Origin of the sequence: Microbacterium phosphatis (assembly GCF_049177115.1) — a bacterium.
GTDB lineage: Bacteria > Actinomycetota > Actinomycetes > Actinomycetales > Microbacteriaceae > Microbacterium > Microbacterium phosphatis.
Window position 1 is genome coordinate 1,129,167 of sequence record NZ_CP185370.1, and the last position, 19,470, is coordinate 1,148,636.

Here is a 19,470-nt window from a genome sequence, read left to right on the forward strand (position 1 = left end):
GCCCGGTCGTGGGGGAGCGTCAAAGGCGCTCGGCGGATCGCGGCGCCGAGCAGACGATCCTGCTGTGCGCGATGATCGGCGCGGCCCAGATCACCTGGGGGGCGGTGGTCCCCGCCCTGCCGCTCTACGTGGCGGTGGTGCACGCGCCCGTCGCCGTGCTGGGGCCGCTGCTCGCCGCGTTCGCGATCGGGCGGGTGCTCGGCAACGTGCCCGCGGGGCTGCTGCTGCGGCGGTGGGACCCGCGGGCGATGCTCTGGGTCAGCCTGAGCGCACTCGCCCTCGTCACGATCGCCACGGCGTTCGCGAGCGACCTCTCGGTGGTGTTCGCGCTGCGCCTCGTCGCCGGGATCCTGGGCGGCGCGGCCGTCACGGTGGGCTTCGCCGTGGTGCTCGCCGGCGCCCCCGACGACCGTCGGGGCCGTGTCGTCTCGATCGCGACCGTGGTGCAGATGGGGGCGGGGGCGGTGGGCGCCCTCCTCGGGGGAGCGGCGGTCTCCGCCGCGGGGCCCCGTGCGGCGTTCGTCGTCGGCGCCCTGCCCGTTGTGCTGGTCCTCACCTGGGAGCTCGTGCGCCCCGCCCGCGGGTACTGGGCCGCGCTGCGCGGCGACGGGATCGCTGCCGCGCCCGCCTCCCCTCCCGCCCGAGGCGGGAGCCCGTCCGGCCTGCTCGCCGCCCTGGCGGCCGTCTCGTTCGCCCTGTTCTTCGCCCGGTTCGCCGCCGAGCAGGGGCTCATCCCGGTGCTCGCGTACGACAGCGCCTCACTCGATCCGCTGGGCCTCGGCGCCGCGCTCGCCGCGGGAACCGTGCTCAGCATGGCCGCGCTCCCGCTGGTCGGTCGGATCGTCGACCGCGGCGCGCGCCTGGCGGTGCTGCTGCCCGCGACCGCCGCCTCAGCGCTGGTGCTGATCGCGTTCGGCCTGCTCTCGGAGCCGGGGGCGTTCGCGGCGTCCGTCGTCGCCTACGGGGTGGCCACGAGCATGGCGAACGTCGTCCCCGGTGTGGTGACCGCCGAGGCGTTCCCGGGGCGACGCGCGGGCGGCGCCGTCGGTCTCACCCGCACGGCGGGCGACGTCGGCGCCGCCGTCGGGCCGCTCCTGGTGTTCTGGCTGGCCGACCTGGCGACACCGGCCGTCGCGCTCGCCGCCGTCGCCGTGGTGCTCGTGGTCGCGGTGGCCGCCCTCGTTCTCGTGCTGCCGCGCCGGACGGCGTGAGGGATCAGGGGATCGCCGCGCCGGCCAGCCGCGCCTCGAGCGCGACCGCATCGTGCGGCGCGCGCCCCCGCCCGTCGTTGTCGAAGTAGACGTACACGTCGCGGGGCCGGCCGTCGGGGCAGCCGGATCCGTCGCGCCAGGCCGTGATGCGCGCCGCCCAGTCGTCGAGCTCCTCGTCGGTGTACCCGCTCAGATACAGCTCGCGCGAGCCGTGCAGGCGCACGTAGACGTGATCCGAGGCCGTCACCTCGTCGAACCGGGGGAAGGTGCCCGCGGTGTCGGCCACGGTCAGCGACACGTCATGCTCGCGCAGCAGCTCCGCGAGCGCCGGATCGGCGAAGCTGTCGGAGCGCGGCTCGATCGAATGCCGGATCGGCAGATCCTCGTCCTCCACGAGCCAGGTGCGCCCCTCGAGGCGCTTGTCGTGCCCCCGGGCGATGTCCAGGGCCTCGCCCGTGGTACGCGGAAGGGAGGCGAGGAAGGGCCCGAGCACCTCCGGCTCGAACGGCAGCCGGGCGGGAAGCTGCCACAGGACGGGGCCGAGCTTGCGCCGCAGGGCGAGAGGGCCGGACGCGAAGAAGTTGGCCAGCGCGGTGCCGGCGCTGCGCAGCCGCAGCATGTGCGTGATGTAGCGAGGCCCCTTCACCGCGAAGACGAAGTCGTCCGGCACGCTCTCGGCCCAGCGGAGATAGCTCGCCGGGCGCTGCAGCGAGTAGAACGAGCCGTTCAGCTCGGCGCTGGACATCTTCTGCCCGACGTACTCGAGCTCGCGTCGCTGCACGAGCCCGCGCGGATAGAAGTCGCCGCGCCAGCTCGCGTAGCGCCACCCCGAGACGCCGATCCAGGCCCGTCCCGGCCGTCCGGCATCCGTCATCCGCTCGTCCATGGTCATCCGACCGTACGAGCACGCGTGCCCCGAGGGCGCGGGCTTGACCGCCGGTGCCACGCCCGTTAGTCGTGGCACCCTGACGAGAGCCAGGATCGCGTGACAGCATGACGGGATGAGTGCCCACGAAGCCGCCAACCTCACCCGCGAGGAGACCGCCGCGCGCGCGGCCGTCATCTCGCTCCGCACCGTCCGCGTCGAGCTCGACCTGACCACGGCGCCCGACCCGGCGCGCACGGGGTTCACGACCGCCTCCACGCTGACGTTCACCGCGAGCGCGGGCGAGACCTGGATCGACTTCCTCGGCGAGAGCGTCGACCGCGTCGTGGTGAACGGGGCGGAGCGTCCGGTCGAGTGGGACGGCGCGCGGATCCGGATCACGGGGCTCGCGGACGACAACGAGGTGCGCATCGAGGCGGTCGGCGCGTACAGCCGCTCCGGCGAGGGGCTGCACCGCTTCGTCGACCCGGTCGACGGGCAGGCCTACCTCTACACGCAGTACGAGCCCGCCGACGCGCGGCGCGTGATGGCCTGCTTCGAGCAGCCGGATCTGAAGGGCCGGTACACGTTCGTCGTCGCGGCCCCGGCCGGCTGGCACGTGCTCTCGAACCAGGCGGTGGCCAAGATCGACCAGGGCATCGGCGTGCAGACGGTCGAGTTCGCCGAGACGCTGCCGCTGTCGAGCTACATCACGGCCGTGGTCGCCGGTCCGTACCACCAGGTCACCGGGGAGTGGAGCCGCCCGTCGCACGACGGGGCCGAGCCGCAGCGCGTTCCGCTCGGCGCCTACTGCCGGGCATCGCTGGCCGAGCACTTCGACGCCGACGAGATCCTCGAGATCACGCGGCAGGGGCTCGACTTCTACGACGACGCCTTCGGCTTCCCCTACCCGTGGTCGACGTACGACCAGGTGTTCGTCCCCGAGTACAACCTCGGCGCGATGGAGAACCCCGGGCTGGTGACCTTCACCGAGGCCTACGTGTTCCGCGGGGCATCGACCGAGGCGCAGCACGAGGGCCGCGCGAACACGATCCTGCACGAGATGGCGCACATGTGGTTCGGCGACCTCGTGACCATGCGGTGGTGGGACGACCTGTGGCTGAAGGAGTCGTTCGCCGACTACATGGGCGCCCACGCGTCGGCCGCGGCCACCCGGTTCGCCGACGCCTGGGTGTCGTTCGCCGCTCGCCGCAAGGCGTGGGCCTACCAGGCCGACCAGCTGCCCAGCACGCACCCGATCGTCGCGGACATCCCCGACCTCGAGGCCGCGAAGCTCAACTTCGACGGCATCACCTACGCCAAGGGCGCATCCGTGCTCAAGCAGCTCGTCGCCTACGTCGGCGAGGACGCGTTCTTCGAGGGGGCTCGTCGCTACTTCCAGCGTCACGCGTACGGCAACACCACCCTCGACGACCTGCTCGTCGAGCTGTCCGGCGCGTCGGGGCGCGACCTGACCGCGTGGTCGGCCGCCTGGCTCGAGACCACCGGCATGTCCACGATCACGTACGACCGCACCGCGGGTGAGCTGGTCCAGACGGATCCGCGCCCCCACCGCCTCGCGGTCGGCTGCTATTCGCGGGTCGACGGCACGCTGGTGCGGACGGATCTCGTCGAGACCGATGTGCTCGATGAGCGCACGGCCCTGGAGCTCCCCGACGCCGACCTGATCCTGATCAACGACCTCGACCTCACGTACGCCAAGGCGCGGCTCGACGAGCGCTCGCTGGCGGCCGTCGAGGAGGGGCTCTCGACCATCGAGGACGCCCACGCCCGCGCGCTGATCTGGTCGGCGCTGTGGAACGCCACACGCGACGGCGAGCTGCCCGCCCGCCGCTATCTCGCGATCGTCCGCCACCACGCCCCGGCGGAGGGGCACATCGGTCTCCTGACCGCGGCGACGCTCAACGCCGCCTTCGCCGTCGGGCACTACGTCGCGGACGACGCCCGGCCCGAGGAGCGCACCGCCTGGCTCGAGACGGCCTGGGAGCAGACGCACCGCTCCAGCGGAGGGGCGCAGCTCGTCTGGGCGCGCGCGCTCGCCGCGGCCGCCGCGTACTCCGACGCGCACGCCGCGGACCTGCAGGGCTGGCTCGCCGGATCCGATGCGCCCATCGGCCTGGACGCCGACCTGCGGTGGTCGCTGCTGGCGGCGCTGTCGGCGACCGGCCACGCGACCGTCCTCGACGCCGAGAAGGAGCTCACCCGCGACGACACCGCCACCGGGCGCACCGCTCAGATCCGGGTGCTGGCCGCCCGTCCCGACGCCGACGTGAGGGCGGAGGCGTGGGCATCGGCCTGGACCGACACCACCCTCACGAACGACCACCTGGACGCGACGATCGGCGGCTTCCGCGCGGGCGAGTCCCGCGGGCTCATCGCCGGGTTCGACGACGAGTACTTCGCCCGCATCCGCGACGCCTGGTCCGAGCGCAGCATCGAGATCGCGCGTCGCCTGGTCACCGGCCTCTTCCCCGACGCCGACTCGCTCGCGCCGGTCGACGCCTGGCTCGCGGAGAACGACGACGCGCCCGCGGCGCTGCGGCGCCTCGTGATCGAGCAGCGCGACCACCTCGCGCGCGACCTCCGAGTGCGCGAGGCGCAGGGATCCTGATCGCAGATACATCGGGAGGATGACCCCATCTCGCCCGGCGGGCCGATTCGCGCGGCGCCGCCGGTGACGAGGCTGGGATCATGAACGAAACCCCCGTGATCCTGTCCGCGTCCGGCCTGGTGAAGACCTACGGCGAGACCCGCGCCCTCGACGACGTCACCCTCCGGGTGCGCGCCGGGGAGGCGGTGGCCATCATGGGGGCGTCGGGGTCGGGGAAGACGACCCTGCTGCACACGCTCGCGGGCATCCTCACGGCCGACGCCGGCTCCGTGACCCTGGACGCGCCGATCGGGCGGATCCGCATCGATCAGCTCAGCGACAAGGAGCGCTCGCGCCTGCGACGCGAGGAGTTCGGGTTCGTGTTCCAGCAGGGGCTGCTGATCCCCGAGCTCACCGCCGTCGAGAACGTCGCGCTTCCGCTGCTGCTCACCGGCCACGGCCGGGCCCAGGCCGAGGCGCACGCCGCCCGGTGGCTCGCGGCCCTCGGCCTGGCGGGGATGGAGCAGCGCCGCATCGGCCAGCTCTCGGGCGGCCAGGCGCAGCGCGTGGCGATCGCCCGCGCGCAGGCGACCGGCGCGAAGGTGCTCTTCGCCGACGAGCCGACCGGCGCCCTCGATTCCGCGACGTCGGCCGACGTCATGACCGCGCTGCTCGATTCGACGCTGAGCCGCGGTCACGCCCTCGTCGTCGTCACGCACGACCCGAACGTCGCCGCCCGCTGCAGCCGCGTGATCCGGATGCAGGATGGCCGGATCACCGGCGCACAGGGCGCGACCCCCGCCCCCGTCTCCGCCAGCGAGGTGTCGCGATGACCGCCCTCGCCGCCCCCGCGCCGCTCGCGCCGGCGTCGGGTCGTGCGCCCGTCGCGCGGCTCGCCTGGATGCTCGCCCGGCCGTCCGCGCAGAGCGGCGCGGCCCTCGTCCTCCCGGCGATCGCGTTCGCCGTGACGACGGCGCTGATGCTCGTGGTGCTCGGCGGCGTGCTGATGTTCTGGGGCTGGACCCTCGAGGACACCCCCGACGCCGGCGTCTACCAGATGCTCAGCATCATCGCGCTGGCGGTGCTGGTCATCCCGCTGATCTCGCTCGGCGGCGCGGCCGCCCGCCTCTCGGCCCGTCGCCGCGACGACCGGCTGTCGACCCTGCGCCTGCTGGGCGCGACGTCCGGCGTGGTGGGCGCGATCACCGTGCTCGAGTCGGCCGTGATCGCGCTCATCGGCGCGGCCGCCGGCGTGCTGCTCTACTTCGCGCTCATCCCGCTGGTCGGCCTGGTGTCGTTCGGTGGCGGGCCGATCGGGGCGGTCCAGCTGCTCGCCGCCGCCCCGTGGATCCCGCTTGTGGTCGTCGGCGTGGCCGTGCTCGCCGCGATCAGCGCGTCGATCGGCCTGCGCCAGGTCGTCGTCTCGCCGCTCGGTGTGCGCGCCCGCACGGACGCGCCGAAGCTGCACTGGGTCCGCGTGGTGATCGCCGCCGTGGTGCTCCTCGTCGGCTTCGTCTGCCTGCAGGTGCCCTTCCTCCAGGCCGGGGCCCTGTTCGCGTTCGTGATCGCGGGCGTCTTCGGCGCGGGCATGGCCGTGCTGAACCTCATCGGCCCGTGGCTCATCGGCGTGTTCGCGAAGTCGCAGGTCAAGCGCGCGAAGACCGCCGCCCGCCTCATCGCGGCACGCACCGTGCTCGAGTCGCCGAAGGCCGCGTGGCGCCAGGTGGGCGGAGTCGCGATGACCTCGTTCGTCGCCGTGGTCGCCGGATCGGCGCTCGCGACGGTCGGCACGGACGTCCAGGACGGCGAGATCCTGATGCGAGACGTCCAGACGGGCGTGCTGCTGACGCTGGTGGTCTCGTTCGCCATGGTCGCCTGCTCGGTCGGCGTCAACCAGGCGGCCGTGATCCTCGACCGCCGCGGCCTGCACGTCGCGCTCGACCGGATCGGCATGCCCCGCGAGGTCATGGAGTCGGCCCGCACGCGCGCGACCATGGCGCCGCTGCTGTTCACGGTCATCGTCTCGGCGCTGGTCGGCACGCTGCTCGTCTTCCCCCTCGCGGGCATGGCGACCATCACCGCTCCGCTCTCGCTGCTGGTGATCGCCCTGTGCTTCGCCGTGGGCATCGCGGTCGTGTACCTCGCCCTGCGCGCCACGCGCCCGGTGCTCGGGCGCGTGCTGGCGCAGCCGGACCGCGCCGAGTAGCCCCCGCGCCCGCCCGTGCCCCGACCCGCCCCTTCGCCCGGCGGGCCGGGGCACCCGCGTGCCCCCATCCGCCCCTTCCGCGGCGCCTATACGGGCGGATCGCGGCAAGCCGCGGAGCCGCTCGGCCCACGTGCCTCAACCCGCCCCTTCCGCCGCGGATTCAGCGGCGGATCGGGGCAAGCGGCGCGAGCTGATGGCGGCGTGCCTCAACCCGCCCTTTCGGCGCGTGTTTCAGCGGCGGATCGGCGCAAACCGCGCCCGCGGCGCAACCGCCCCGCGTCACCCCTCGCGCGGCGCGGGGGCGTCGCCGCCCGCGGCGGCCACCGCGCGCACGCGGTCCACAAACGCCCGCCAGGGGTCGGCCAGCTGTCGCTCGCCGAGGACGGCCTCGTGCTGCTCGCAGGTGATCCGGTACACGTAGCGATCGGGCTCGCCGGGAGGATCGGAGGGGGCCGTGTCCCAGGGGAGCGACTCGACCAGCTCGCGCCATTCGCGGCGGTCGGGCTGCTCGTCGATGCGCACCTCCCAGGTGGCCCGGAGGCCGGCGAATCCGCCGGTGCGCACCACGGTCACCCTCATGGGCGCCACGCTACTCGCGGAGCATCTTGTCCCGCACCCGTCCCGGTGCCACGCCCACCAGATCCCAGGCCGCGCGCACCGCGGCGACCTCCTCGGAGTCGCCGCCGAACAGCTCGCCGGCCACGACCACCGTCGCGGCCGAGAACTGGGCGAAGGTCGCCGTCGCGGTGAGGCGCTCGCCGGCGAGGGTCTCGAACCAGACGCGGCCGGCCCGCTCCCAGGCGTGCCCGCCCAGGGCCTCGGCCACGGCGACGAACGCGCGGTTGGGGATGCCCGAGTTGATGTGGACCCCGCCGTTGTCGTCCTGCGTCTCGACGTACTCCCGCATGTGCGCGGGCTGCGGATCGCGTCCGAGCACGGGGTCGTCGTAGGCGGTGCCGGGGTCGCGCATCGACCGGATCGCCTCGCCCTTCACCTGCGGCCTGAAGATGCCCTCGCCGATGAGCCAGCTCGCCTGGTCGGCCCTCTGGCGACGCACGCGCTGTTCGACGAGCGCCCCGAAGACGTCCGAGAGATGCTCGTTGAGCGCGCCGGACTGGCCCTGGTAGACGAGGTTGGCCGTGCGCTCGGTCACCCCGTGGGCGAGCTCGTGGCCGATGATGCTGATCGATCCGGTGAAGCCACGGAAGATCTCGCCGTCGCCGTCGCCGAACACCATGCGGGCGCCGTCCCAGAACGCGTTGTCGTAGTGCTGGCCGAAGTGGACGCTGGCGTCGAGACGCATCCCGGATCCGTCGATCGAGTCGCGCTCGAACGCATCCCAGAACAGCGCGTAGGTCTCGCCGAGCCCGTCGTAGGCGTCGGTGACGGCGGGGTCCGGCGTCTCGGGCTCGCCCTCGGCCCGCACCTGGGCGCCGGGCAGATCCTCCGTGCCGCGGGCGTCGAAGATCAGCCGATCCGGCCATCCCGGGTCGGTGGACCCCGTCACCGGCTCGCGCAGCTCGGCGCGCACGGCGGGCCGCACGAGACCCGGCGTCGAGCTCGCCCCCCGCTCGCTGCGGAACGGCTCGTCGATGCCCAGCGTGCGCCGGGCGGCGTCGGGGGCGCGGTCGAGGGATCCGTCGCTGCCGGCGATGCGCGCGAGCAGGAACGGCGGGACGATGCCGAGCCGAGGGCCGTGGTGGGGGTGATGGCCTGTCATGCTCCGAGCGTGGCACCGGTCACCGACAAACGCTCCGGCTTGCCCCGGGCGCCCGCGCCCGCTAGCCGCGCAGCTCGGCCAGGATCGCCGCCTGATGCCGGTGCCCGGCCGTCTCGTAGCCGACGATCGACACCACCGGCGCCAGCGCGATGATCCCGATCCCGACGCTGAGCGATGCCCCGACCGCGACGGCGACCACCGCGGCGGCCAGCACCACGAGCGTGCCGACGACCAGCAGCAGGTGGAACGGATCGAGCCGCCCGAGCAGCGCGGTGTAGATCACGTAGAGCGCCAGGACGAACAGGCCCACCGGCACGACCACGGTGCCCAACGCCGCGATGTCGTCGATGTGCGCCTCGTCGCGGATGGCGTACGCGGCCACATGGAGCCCCGCGCCGGTGGCGGCGATCGACGCGAAGATCGCGATGTGGCCGTAGCCCCACGCGAACGACCGGTCGCGGCGCACCGAGAGCACGGCCGCGGAGGGCATCATGAAGTACGTCCACCACAGGCCGAACGCGAGCGCCGTGCCGCCGAAGGCGATGACCCCGGCCCCGAGCGACCAGCCCTCCTCCTCGACCACGGCCGATACCGACAGCACGGTGCCCAGCACGACCTCGCCGAGCGTGATGATCGTGAGCAGGCTGTAGCGCTCGGCGATGTGATGCGGGTGCCAGGGGGTGCTGCGGCCGTTTCGCTCGGCGATCCAGGGCACAAGCATCTCGGACGTGCCGAGGGCGACGAACAGGGCGACCGCGACGACCAGCGGCGGATCGATCAGCATCAGGACGATCCAGCCCACCTGCATCAGCGCCACGAGCCCGGCGTATCGCAGGGCGGCGCCGCGGTGCGCGGGGTTGTGGCGCGCTGCACGCAGCCACAGAGCGATCGCGGGCACCCGCATGACGATGTAGCCGGCGACCAGCAGCACGTTGTCGAGGTGGTGGCCCTCGTCGATCGAGTGGAACAGGGCGGGCAGCCCCAGGGCCAGGATGATCACACCCACCATCTGCACGAAGGTGGCGAGGCGGAACCAGAGGTCGTCGTTGTCGAAGGCCGACGCGAGCCAGGTGTAGTTGATCCACGCCCAGATCACGCCGAACAGGCCCAGCCCGAACCCGACGATCGCCGGCCCGTAGTGGCCGAGCTCGAGCAGGTGCGCGGCCTGGGCGCCGGCCTGGCTGAACGCCACCACGAAGGTGAGGTCGAACAGCAGCTCGAGGGGGGTGGCCGCACGGTGGCGCTCCCCGATGTCGCGACCCACCATGCGTCGGGGGCGGTGGTGCAGGGGAGGGGCCGCGAGAGCCGGATCAGCGTGCGTCACCGGATCATCGTGACACGTGGCCCGGGGGCCCGGCGCACGCCCCGATCCTGCAAGCCGTTCCATTCTCGAATGTAAGAACTGTAAGCGCTTGCAGTATCCCGATCCGCTTGTTACGTTCGGCCAGACGCCCCCGCGTTCCACCCCCGATCATCAACGGAGATGACGTGTCGAAGACGACTCCCGAGCGCGCCCGCGCCGCGCGCCGCGCGCTGCCCGCCCTGCTGACGACGGCCGCGCTGGCCCTGTCCGGCGCGGTTGTGCCGATCCTCCCCGCCGTGGCCGCCGACCGCACGGTCGCGCTCGTGGGAAGCCTGCAGTCCGAGCTGGGGTGCGCCGCCGACTGGGCACCCGACTGCGCGACGACCGAGCTGGCTCCCACCGACGCGGCCGGGGTGTACGCCGCGGAGTTCGAGGTGCCCGCCGGCGCCTACGAGTACAAGGTGGCGCTGAACGACACGTGGGACGAGGCGTACGGGCTCGACGGCGGAGGAGACAACATCCCCCTGACCGTGGCCGGCCCGGCGACGCTGCGGTTCGTGTTCGACGACACACGCAAGCGCGTGGGGGTCGAGGTCACCGAGCTGCCGGGCGGCTACACGGACGCCGACGACGCCCTCGCCGCGGCGCCGGCGCGGCAGGCCGGCGGCGACGAGCGGTTCTACTTCGTGATGACGGATCGCTTCGCCAACGGGGACGAGGGCAACGACACCGGCGGCATCGAGGGCGACCGCCTCGCACACGGCTTCGATCCGGCCGACAAGGGCTTCTACCAGGGCGGCGACATCGCCGGGCTGCGTGCGAACCTCGACTACATCGAGGGGCTCGGCACCACCGCGCTGTGGCTGACCCCGAGCTTCGCCAACAAGCCGGTGCAGGGCGAGGGCGCGAACGCCAGCGCCGGCTATCACGGCTACTGGGTCACCGACTTCACGCGGATCGATCCGCACCTCGGCACCAACGACGAGCTCGACGCCCTCATCGACGAGGCCCACGCCCGGGGCATCAAGGTGTACTTCGACATCATCACCAACCACACGGCCGACGTCATCGACTACGCGCAGAAGCAGTACGCGTACATCGACCAGGCCACCGCGCCGTACAAGGACGCGCAGGGCGTCGCGTTCGATCCCGCCGACTACGCGGGCACCTCCGACTTCCCGGCGCTCGATCCGGCCACGTCGTTCCCGTACACCCCGGTCGTCACCGACGCGGACGCGAAGACCCCCGACTGGCTGAACGACCCCACGCTGTACCACAACCGCGGCGACTCGACCTGGTCGGGCGAATCGGTCACCTACGGCGACTTCTCGGGCCTGGACGACCTGATGACCGAGCACCCCACAGTGGTGAACGGCTTCGTCGACGTCTACGAGGACTGGATCGACCTCGGCATCGACGGCTTCCGCATCGACACCATGAAGCACGTGAACTTCGAGTTCTGGGAGCAGTGGTCCGCAGACGTCATCGACTACGCGCACCAGCAGGGCAAGGACGACTTCTTCATGTTCGGCGAGGTCTACGACGCCGACCCGGTGAAGCTCTCGCCGTACGTCCGCGACACCGACGTCAGCTCGGTGCTCGACTTCACCTTCCAGTCCTCGGCCGTGAGCTACTCGGGCGGCAACTCGGCGAAGAGCCTGCAGGCGCTGTTCGCGGGCGATGACCGCTACACCACCCCGGACACCTCGGCGGCGGCCCTGCCGACCTTCCTCGGCAACCACGACATGGGGCGTGTGGGCAGCTTCCTCCTCAACACCGGCGAGGCGCTCGAGCGCGACGAGCTCGCCCACGAGCTGATGTACCTCACCCGCGGTCAGCCGGTGGTCTACTACGGCGACGAGCAGGGCTTCGCGGGAACGGGCGGCGACAAGGACGCGCGTCAGTCGCTCTTCGCGACGCAGGTCGCGTCCTACGCGGATCAGCCGCTCGTCACCGGAGAGACGGCCGGATCCGTCGACCGCTACGACACCGACGCGCCGCTGTACGCGCACATCGCCGAGCTCGCCGCGCTGCGCGAGGCGCACCCGGCCCTCGCGACCGGCGCCCAGATCGAGCGCTACGCCGCGGACGGGGCGGGCGTCTACGCGTTCTCCCGCGTCGACCGCGACGAGAAGGTCGAGTACCTGGTCGCCGTGAACAACGCCGAGGAGGCGCGCACGGTGACCGTGCCGGCGCTCACCGCCGACGCGGCGTTCGCTCCCGTGTACGGGGCGGAGGCGGCGATCGCGAGCGACGGGTCCGGATCCGTGTCCGTCACGGTCCCCGCGCTCGGAGCGGTCGTCTACAAGGCCGACAAGACCGTCACCGCCGATGCCGAGGCGCCCGCGGTGACGCTGAAGGCGCCGGCCGCCGGGGCCGGGCTGAGCGGACAGGCCGCGGTGTCGGCGGACGTCGACGGAGACCGCTGGATCGAGACGAGCTTCGCCTGGCGCGTCGCCGGCGACACCGAGTGGCAGCCCCTCGGCACCGCCGAGGACACCACGCCGCAGGTCTTCCACGACGTGACGGATCTCGCGAAGGGCACGCTCGTCGAGTACCGCGCGGTCGTGACCGACGCGGCTGGTCACCGGTCGGCGGCGTCGACCTACGCCTCGGTCGGCAACGCGGTCTCGCTCGCCGACACGGACGAGGAGCCCGAGACCCCGATCTCGATGGTCACCGTGCCCGGCAGCCACAACTCCGAGCTCGGCTGCGCGGGCGACTGGGACCCGGCCTGCGAGGCGGCCCGGCTGACCCTGCGCGACGGCGGCGTCTACGAGGGCACCTTCGACCTGCCGGCCGGCGACTACGAGTACAAGGTCGCGATCGACGGATCCTGGGCGATCAACTACGGCGTCGGCGGGGTGAAGGACGGCGCGAACTTCGCCATCCACCACGCGGGCGGGCCCATCACGTTCCTGTTCGACCCGCGCTCGAACGTTGTGCAGTCCACCGCCGAGGGCCCCGTCGTGACGGTGCCCGGCAGCTTCCAGGACGAGATCGGCTGCCCGGGCGACTGGGCGCCCGACTGCCTCGGGTCGCTGCTCTCGGATGGCGACCGCGACGGCGTCTACGAGCTGACGGTCGGGGGCGTGCCCGCCGGGTCGTACGAGGCGAAGGTCGCGCACAACCGCACCTGGGACGAGAACTACGGCCAGGATGGAGCCGCGGGCGGCGCGAACATCGCGTTCAGCGTCGCGGAGGGGACCCTCGTGAAGTTCACCTACACGCTGTCGACCCACGTGCTGACGGTCGAGGCCGGCGAGCCTCCGCTGGCGGGAACCGGCGAGGAGCGCGCCCACTGGATCGACGCCGGCACCATCGCGTGGCCGGCCGATCTCGGGCGGACGGACGGCGCCTCGTACTCGCTGTACGCGTCGGAGGATGCCGGGCTGGCTCTCGAGAACGGCGAGGTCACTGGCGGCGACGAGATCGCCCTCACCGTCGACGGCGCGCTCAGCGACGATCAGAAGGCCCGCTTCCCGGCCCTCGCCGGCTACACGGCGCTCCACGTCGAGAGCGGCGACGCCGCGTCTCTCGTCCGCGGTCAGCTGGCGGTCGCGCAGCGCGCCGAGGACGGCACGGTCACGGCGTTCACCGGGGTCCAGATCCCGGGCGCACTAGACGACCTCTACGCCGATGCGCTCGAGGACGTCGACCTCGGCGCTGTGTTCGGCAAGAAGAAGAACGTCGACTTCCGCCTGTGGGCGCCGACGGCGCAGGCCGCGACGCTGCTGACCTGGGAGGCCGGCGCCGGCGCCGACGTCGACCCCGAGCGCCACGAGGCGTCGTTCGACGCCGAGACCGGCGTCTGGGAGGTCGAGGGCGGCAAGGGCCTGAAGAACGACGAGTACCTCTGGGAGGTGCGGGTCTTCGCTCCGTCGACGGGGAAGATCGAGACCAACCTGGTCACCGATCCCTACTCGCTGGCGCTCACCCTCAACTCCGAGCGCTCGGTCGCCGTGGATCTCTCCGACAACGAGTGGGAGCCGAAGCAGTGGAGGAAGGCCGAGGCCCCCGAGGTGAAGCAGGACGTGGATCGCGCGATCTACGAGCTCCACATCCGCGACTTCTCGATCTCGGATGAGACCGTCCCCGCCGACGAGCGCGGCACCTACCTCGCGTTCACGCGCGACAGCGCCGGCACGAAGCAGCTCCGTCAGCTCGCCGATGCCGGCATCACCACGGTGCACCTGCTGCCGTCCTTCGACATCGCCACGATCCAGGAGGACCGCTCGGCCCAGGCCGTGCCGGGCTGCGACCTCGCGTCGTTCGGTCCGGCGTCCCCCGAGCAGCAGGCCTGCACCTCGGCGGTCGCGTCCGAGGACGGCTTCAACTGGGGCTACGACCCGTACCACTTCACCGTGCCCGAGGGCTCGTACGCGACCGACCCCGACGGAGGGGCTCGCGTGAGCGAGTTCCGCTCGATGGTCGGGGCGCTGCACAGCATGGGCCTCGAGGTGGTGCTCGACCAGGTGTTCAACCACACGGCCGAGTCGGGCCAGGGGGCGCGCGCCGTGCTCGATCGCGTGGTGCCCGGCTACTATCACCGCCTCAACGCGGCCGGCGCCGTGGAGACCTCGACCTGCTGCCAGAACGTGGCCACCGAGCACGCGGCCGCGCAGAAGCTGATGGTCGACTCGGTCGTCACCTGGGCGCGCGACTACAAGGTCGACGGCTTCCGCTTCGATCTGATGGGCCATCACTCGACCGCGAACATGGCGGCGATCCGTGAGGCGCTCGACGCCCTCACGCCGAAGAAGGACGGCGTCGATGGCAAGGGCGTGTACCTGTACGGCGAGGGCTGGGACTTCGGCGAGGTCGCCGGCGGCGCCCTGTTCGAGCAGGCCACGCAGGGGCACCTCGGCGGCACGGGCATCGGCACGTTCAACGACCGCCTGCGCGACGCCGTGCACGGCGGCAGCCCGGTCGATGCGTCCTCGACGTTCCGCCAGGGTTTCGGCACCGGCCTCGCGACGGATCCGAACGGGGATCCGATCAACGGCTCGCCCGAGCAGGCGGCCGCCGATCTCGGTCACGAGACGGATCTGGTGAAGCTGGGGCTGGCGGGGAACCTCGCGAGCTACGAGCTGCTCGCCTCCGACGGCCAGGTTCATCGCGGCGACGAGCTCGACTACCGCGGGGCCGCGGCGGGCTACGCGCAGGAGCCCGGCGAGGTCGTCAACTACGTCGACGCGCACGACAACGAGACGCTCTACGACCTCTCGGTGCTGAAGCTGCCGGTGGGAACGTCGATGGCCGATCGGGTCCGCATGAACACGCTCTCGCTGGCCACCGTCACGCTGTCGCAGTCGGTCTCGTTCTGGCACGCCGGCACCGAGCTGCTGCGCTCGAAGTCGCTCGATCGCAACAGCTACGACTCGGGCGACTGGTTCAACCGCATTGACTGGACCGGCACGGAGTCGACGTTCGGATCGGGGCTGCCGCCGCAGGCCGACAACGGCGCCAAGTGGGACATCATGAAGCCGCTGCTGGAGAACCCGGCCCTCAAGCCCGGGCGCGGCGACATCGCCGCGGCCGAGGCGGCAGCGCTCGACCTGCTTCGTGTGCGCTCCGAGGTCGGCCTGCTCACGCTCGGATCGGCCGACCTGATCCGCCAGAAGGTCTCGTTCCCCGCCTCGTCGGCGCCCGGGTCGCTCGTGATGCTGATCGACGACACGGTGGGCCGCAGCGTCGACAAGAAGCTCGACGGCGCGCTCGTCGTCTTCAACGCGTCGCCCGAGCCGCTCACGCAGAAGATCGACGGGCTGAAGGGGCGGAGGTTCGCGCTCACCGCCGCCCAGGCGAAGGGCTCGGATCCGGTGGTGAAGACCGCGAAGTGGGATGCGGCGACCGGCACGGTCACGATCCCTGCCCGCACGGTGGCCGTCTTCACGCAGCCGGCGCGCTGATCCGGCCCCGGTCGCTCCTCCCTCGCTCGCGGCGGGGGAGGAGCGACCGCGCCGCACGGTTCGGCCCGCAGGGTTCGACCCGTGCGGATCGGCGCGAGCGTGCCGCCTCGCGGGTCAGCCCGAGCGCTTCGCGATCATCGCGCGCTCGCGGATGATCATCGCGATGCCGAGGATCCAGAGGGGCACCTGCGTCGCGAAGGCCCAGCGGAACGCGCTGTCGGTGTAGAGGTCGGGGCGCGAGGCGCCCTGGATGTCCATCGCGATGCCGATGAACAGGATCGCCAGCAGCCCGGCGAGGAACCCGCCGACGTTGGTGACGCCGGTGGCCGTGCTGAGTCGATGGGCGGGATTGAAGGTGCGCGCGAAGTCGAAGGCGACCATCGACGCGGGGCCGCCCGTGGCGAGGGCGATCATCAGCAGCACGAACAGCCATGCGGGAACGGGGGAGGGCCACAGCAGCACGGCACCCCACACGACGATCTGCGCGTAGACGGCGGGCAGCACCAGGAAGCGCGAGCGTCGCTGCGGGTGCCGGGCCGAGAACGCGCCGACCGCCGGCCCGAGCACGATGCCGGCGACCACGAAGACCGAGGTGATGGCCGAGGCCTCGCCGGTCGAGAAGCCCTCACCGGCGGTGAGGAACGGGATGCCCCACAGCATCAGGAACGCGGTGCCCGCGAACGGCGTTGTGAAGTGCGTCCAGAACGCGAGCCGGGTGCCGGGGTTGGCCCAGGCCGCGCGGATGCCCACGCGGGTGTCGACGGAGCTCGTGACCACCGTGATCGTGCCCGTGTCGGTGTTCACCGAGACGTCCTCGGTCATCTGCGGCGGGTGGTTCCGCACAAGCGCGGCGATGAGCACGGCGAACAGGATCGCCCCGCCCGCCAGCGCGCCGTACGCGATCTCCCAGGTCGTGGCGTGCAGCAGCAGCGGCAGCGGCACCAGCGCGATGACCTGGCCGAGCTGGCCGCAGATGCCGGTGAGCTGCATCATGACCGACGAGCGCTGCGCCGGGAACCAGACGGCGGCGAGCCGCAGCACCCCGGGGAAGATGGCCGCGTCGCCTGCGCCCAGCAGCATACGCGCGGCGATCGCGACGCCGACGGTGGGAGAGAACGCCATCACGATCTGCCCCACGGCCAGCAGCACCATGCCGATGGTCATGATGGGGCGCGCGCCCCACCTGTCCAGCCAGACCCCCACCGGCAGCTGCATAAAGCCGTAGACCGCGAGCTGCAGCACGGCGAACATCGCGAGGGTCGAGGCATCGGCGTCGAACCGGTGCTGCGCGTCGATGCCGACCGCCGACAGCGATGTGCGGTTCGTCACCGAGAGCACGTAGCCGGCCACGCCGATGCCCCACATCAGCCACATGCGCCACGAGGGGGTGACCTGCGAGGGCACCGTCACGCGGCTCCCTCCAGGATCAGGGCGGCGGCCTCGTCGATCGAATCGACGAGGTGGACGTGCTTCTCCATCGGGCGCCCCTGGGCGAGGGCCTGCAGCAGCGGCCAGGCGGGGAGCGTCCTGGTCCAGTGCGCGTGGTCGACGAGCACCATCGGGGCGATCCGGTCCTCGGTCGCGTAGTAGTTCTCGCACGCGTCCTGGAAGATCTCCTGCACGGTGCCGCCCGCCCCGGGCAGGAACACGATGCCGGATCCGCAGACCTGCAGCAGGATCGCCTCGCGCAGCGCATTGCGGAAGTACTTCGCGATGGCCGTCGCGAACAGGTTGGGCGGCTCGTGACCGTAGTGCCAGGTCGGCACGCCCAGGGTGTCGACGGGCGGATCCTGCTCCAGCTCGGCCAGCACGGATCGCGCCGCCGCGATCCAGGCGTCGATGGACGGGTGGTACGAGGGCGCGGCCGCGAGGGTGGCCAGCGCGCGCTCGAGTGCGTCCTCGCCGGCGTGCGCGAAGCGGGCGCCGAGGTTCGCGGCCTCCATGGCCCCGGGGCCGCCGCCGGTGGCCACGGTGAACGTCGCCCCGAGCCGGCGTCCGAGGTGCGCCGCTCCCGCGAAGTCGGCGTCGCCGCGCTGCATGGCGTGGCCGCCCATCACCCCCACGAGGCGGCGTGTGGAGGTCCAGTCGGTGAGGGCCTGGTCGATGCCGTCGTCGTGCAGCGCGCGCGCCAGGATCCCGTCGCGGTCCGGCTTCTGCGACCAGGCGTACGTGCGGCCGTCGAACGCGTGGCGGTAGTCGGGCTCGTCGTACAGCTCGTCGGCGGTGTACAGCGTGTCGCGGTGCGGATCGATCGGCGACGCGTCGACGTCCGGCAGCACCAGCGCCCCGCGGGCGGCGTGCAGATCGGCGTCGCCCGGTGCGAAGGTGCAGCCCGCGAAGGTGGTGCGCGAGGTGTCGAGCGCCTCCAGCTGAGACGAGTGCTCCCGCAGGTCGAGCCCGACGATCCGCCACCCCCGCAGGCGTGTCACGCCCTGCGCCAGCCTTCGCTCCAGCTCCGTGATCGACTCGATCGTGATGATCCGTCCAGCCCGGTGCGTCATCCGTCAAGTCTGCCGGATCGTGCGGGGCGGGGCCGTCGCGCTCAGGTGCCGGTGCCGGTGCCGGTGCCGGTGCCGGTGCCGGTGCCGCGCAGCGAGCGGAGGCGGCTGAGCGTGCGGGGCAGGTCGAGCGGGGGCACCGGCGCGTCGGCGAGCGCCTCGAAGGGGCCGGCCGCACCGAACCGGATGACGACGCCGCGGTCGGCCGCGACGTCGACGAGGTGGGCGAGGCGCTGGGCCGCCGGTGCCGTGAGGCCCTCGAGCGGCGGGATGCCCGTCAGGTGCCATGACGCCGCGAGGTCGGCGAGGCGCGCGTAGTCCGCGGCGCCGAGCGGCCGCTCGCACAGCTGATCGAACGTCGCGCGCAGTTCACCCGCGACGAGGGCGCCGATCTCGATCTCGCGATCGCCCATCCGGATCACGCGGGTCGGGTGCCCGGCCGCGGGCGCGTCCTCGATGACCCACGCGCCCGCCGCGAAGCCCGTGCGCGCGATGCCGCGCTCGCGGTGGTCGGTGCCGTCGTCGACGTGCACCACCTCGAACCGCTCGCGGATCTCGGCGATCGCCGGCACGAAGGATCCGTGGAAGAGCGGATTGGGCAGCAGCCGCTCGGGGGCGTAGTTCGAGGTGACGACCGTGGCCACGTCGCGCTCGGCGAGCGCCGCCAGCAGACGGCGCACCAGGACGCCGTCCGCCACGTCGTGCACGTGGAACTCGTCGAAGCACAGCAGCTCGAGCGGCTCCTCGACTCCGGGCACGCGCAGCAGCTCGTCGAGGGCGGCGTCGAGCCGGTGGTGGTGCCGGAAGATCGCGGCGTGCAGCGCGGGGAAGAAGTCGTGGAAGTGCACGCGGCGCTTGCGCTCGGTGGCCGCCGCGGCGAAGGCGACGTCCATCAGCCACGTCTTGCCGCGCCCCGCCGGGCCGTGCACGTACAGGTGTCGCCGCTGCGGGCGGACGAGGCGCCGCGCGGCGTCGCGCTGCGCCGCGTCGAGGGCGAAGCCCGCCGCGCTCGCCGCGGCGTCGAACGACGCGGCGGTGAGTCCCGGGAAGACGGAGCGAACGGGCGCGGACGTGTCGGACATCGCCCCCAGTCTGCCGCCCTCCCGGGCATCGGGGCCGCCGCGCACCCGATGTCCGACGGTCC

At 72.6% G+C, this 19,470-nt stretch carries 12 protein-coding genes; 5 read left to right on the top strand and 7 right to left on the bottom strand.

Annotated features, from left to right (window positions below; translation table 11 throughout):
* Positions 1-8: 8 nt before the first annotated feature.
* Positions 9-1,211 (top strand): MFS transporter, encoded by a 1,203-nt coding sequence (locus ACOKGD_RS05340; RefSeq protein WP_342335300.1) that lies wholly within the window; start codon positions 9-11, stop codon positions 1,209-1,211.
* Between the two features lie 4 nt (positions 1,212-1,215).
* Here ACOKGD_RS05340 and ACOKGD_RS05345 read toward each other — a convergent pair whose 3' ends face one another.
* Positions 1,216-2,103 (bottom strand): DUF72 domain-containing protein, encoded by an 888-nt coding sequence (locus ACOKGD_RS05345; RefSeq protein ID WP_342335298.1) that lies wholly within the window; start codon positions 2,101-2,103, stop codon positions 1,216-1,218.
* Between the two features lie 109 nt (positions 2,104-2,212).
* On the opposite strand from ACOKGD_RS05345, the gene pepN reads away from it, so the two are divergent.
* The 3 genes from pepN (at position 2,213) to ACOKGD_RS05360 (ending at position 6,893) form a co-directional block, all read left to right on the top strand.
* On the top strand, positions 2,213-4,708 hold the full coding sequence (pepN, locus tag ACOKGD_RS05350) for an aminopeptidase N (protein WP_342335297.1): 2,496 nt from the start codon (positions 2,213-2,215) through the stop codon (positions 4,706-4,708).
* A gap of 80 nt (positions 4,709-4,788) precedes the next feature.
* Positions 4,789-5,520, top strand: coding sequence for an ABC transporter ATP-binding protein (locus tag ACOKGD_RS05355; protein ID WP_342335296.1), 732 nt, complete (start codon positions 4,789-4,791; stop codon positions 5,518-5,520).
* The gene (locus tag ACOKGD_RS05360; protein ID WP_342335294.1) at positions 5,517-6,893 is read left to right on the top strand and encodes an FtsX-like permease family protein; all 1,377 of its coding nucleotides are present in this window, start codon (positions 5,517-5,519) and stop codon (positions 6,891-6,893) included. The genes ACOKGD_RS05355 and ACOKGD_RS05360 overlap by 4 nt, the downstream gene beginning before the upstream one ends.
* A gap of 279 nt (positions 6,894-7,172) precedes the next feature.
* Here the strand turns inward: ACOKGD_RS05360 and ACOKGD_RS05365 are convergent, their stop codons facing one another.
* The 3 genes from ACOKGD_RS05365 to ACOKGD_RS05375 form a co-directional block, all read right to left on the bottom strand.
* A complete protein-coding gene (locus tag ACOKGD_RS05365; protein WP_342335292.1) occupies positions 7,173-7,472 on the bottom strand; it encodes a protealysin inhibitor emfourin in 300 nt (99 codons plus the stop codon).
* A gap of 10 nt (positions 7,473-7,482) precedes the next feature.
* A complete protein-coding gene (locus ACOKGD_RS05370; RefSeq protein WP_342335291.1) occupies positions 7,483-8,613 on the bottom strand; it encodes a M4 family metallopeptidase in 1,131 nt (376 codons plus the stop codon).
* 61 nt (positions 8,614-8,674) lie between these two features.
* Positions 8,675-9,937 (bottom strand): low temperature requirement protein A, encoded by a 1,263-nt coding sequence (locus ACOKGD_RS05375; protein ID WP_342335289.1) that lies wholly within the window; start codon positions 9,935-9,937, stop codon positions 8,675-8,677.
* Positions 9,938-10,101: 164 nt separating this feature from the next.
* Here ACOKGD_RS05375 and pulA point away from each other — a divergent pair, with 164 nt between their 5' ends.
* The gene (gene pulA, locus ACOKGD_RS05380; protein ID WP_342335288.1) at positions 10,102-15,828 is read left to right on the top strand and encodes a pullulanase-type alpha-1,6-glucosidase; all 5,727 of its coding nucleotides are present in this window, start codon (positions 10,102-10,104) and stop codon (positions 15,826-15,828) included.
* Positions 15,829-15,942: 114 nt separating this feature from the next.
* Here pulA and ACOKGD_RS05385 read toward each other — a convergent pair whose 3' ends face one another.
* Genes ACOKGD_RS05385 through zapE form a run of 3 tightly spaced genes read right to left on the bottom strand, consistent with a single transcriptional unit; the run spans position 15,943 to position 19,408 of the window.
* Positions 15,943-17,202 (bottom strand): MFS transporter, encoded by a 1,260-nt coding sequence (locus tag ACOKGD_RS05385; RefSeq protein WP_342335546.1) that lies wholly within the window; start codon positions 17,200-17,202, stop codon positions 15,943-15,945.
* Between the two features lie 32 nt (positions 17,203-17,234).
* Positions 17,235-18,329 (bottom strand): LOG family protein, encoded by a 1,095-nt coding sequence (locus ACOKGD_RS05390; RefSeq protein WP_342335287.1) that lies wholly within the window; start codon positions 18,327-18,329, stop codon positions 17,235-17,237.
* 41 nt (positions 18,330-18,370) lie between these two features.
* Complete coding sequence (gene zapE / locus ACOKGD_RS05395; protein ID WP_342335285.1) at positions 18,371-19,408, bottom strand: cell division protein ZapE; 1,038 nt, start codon at positions 19,406-19,408, stop codon at positions 18,371-18,373.
* Between the last annotated feature and the right edge of the window lie 62 nt (positions 19,409-19,470).

Coding starts and splice junctions, on each gene's coding strand:
- ACOKGD_RS05365 (WP_342335292.1), bottom strand. CDS start 7,472: ATGAGGGTGACCGTGGTGCGCACCGGCGGATTCGCCGGCCTCCGGGCC.
- ACOKGD_RS05360 (WP_342335294.1), top strand. CDS start 5,517: ATGACCGCCCTCGCCGCCCCCGCGCCGCTCGCGCCGGCGTCGGGTCGT.
- ACOKGD_RS05390 (WP_342335287.1), bottom strand. CDS start 18,329: ATGACGCACCGGGCTGGACGGATCATCACGATCGAGTCGATCACGGAG.
- zapE (WP_342335285.1), bottom strand. CDS start 19,408: ATGTCCGACACGTCCGCGCCCGTTCGCTCCGTCTTCCCGGGACTCACC.
- pepN (WP_342335297.1), top strand. CDS start 2,213: ATGAGTGCCCACGAAGCCGCCAACCTCACCCGCGAGGAGACCGCCGCG.
- ACOKGD_RS05355 (WP_342335296.1), top strand. CDS start 4,789: ATGAACGAAACCCCCGTGATCCTGTCCGCGTCCGGCCTGGTGAAGACC.
- ACOKGD_RS05385 (WP_342335546.1), bottom strand. CDS start 17,202: ATGTGGCTGATGTGGGGCATCGGCGTGGCCGGCTACGTGCTCTCGGTG.
- ACOKGD_RS05345 (WP_342335298.1), bottom strand. CDS start 2,103: ATGACCATGGACGAGCGGATGACGGATGCCGGACGGCCGGGACGGGCC.
- ACOKGD_RS05370 (WP_342335291.1), bottom strand. CDS start 8,613: ATGACAGGCCATCACCCCCACCACGGCCCTCGGCTCGGCATCGTCCCG.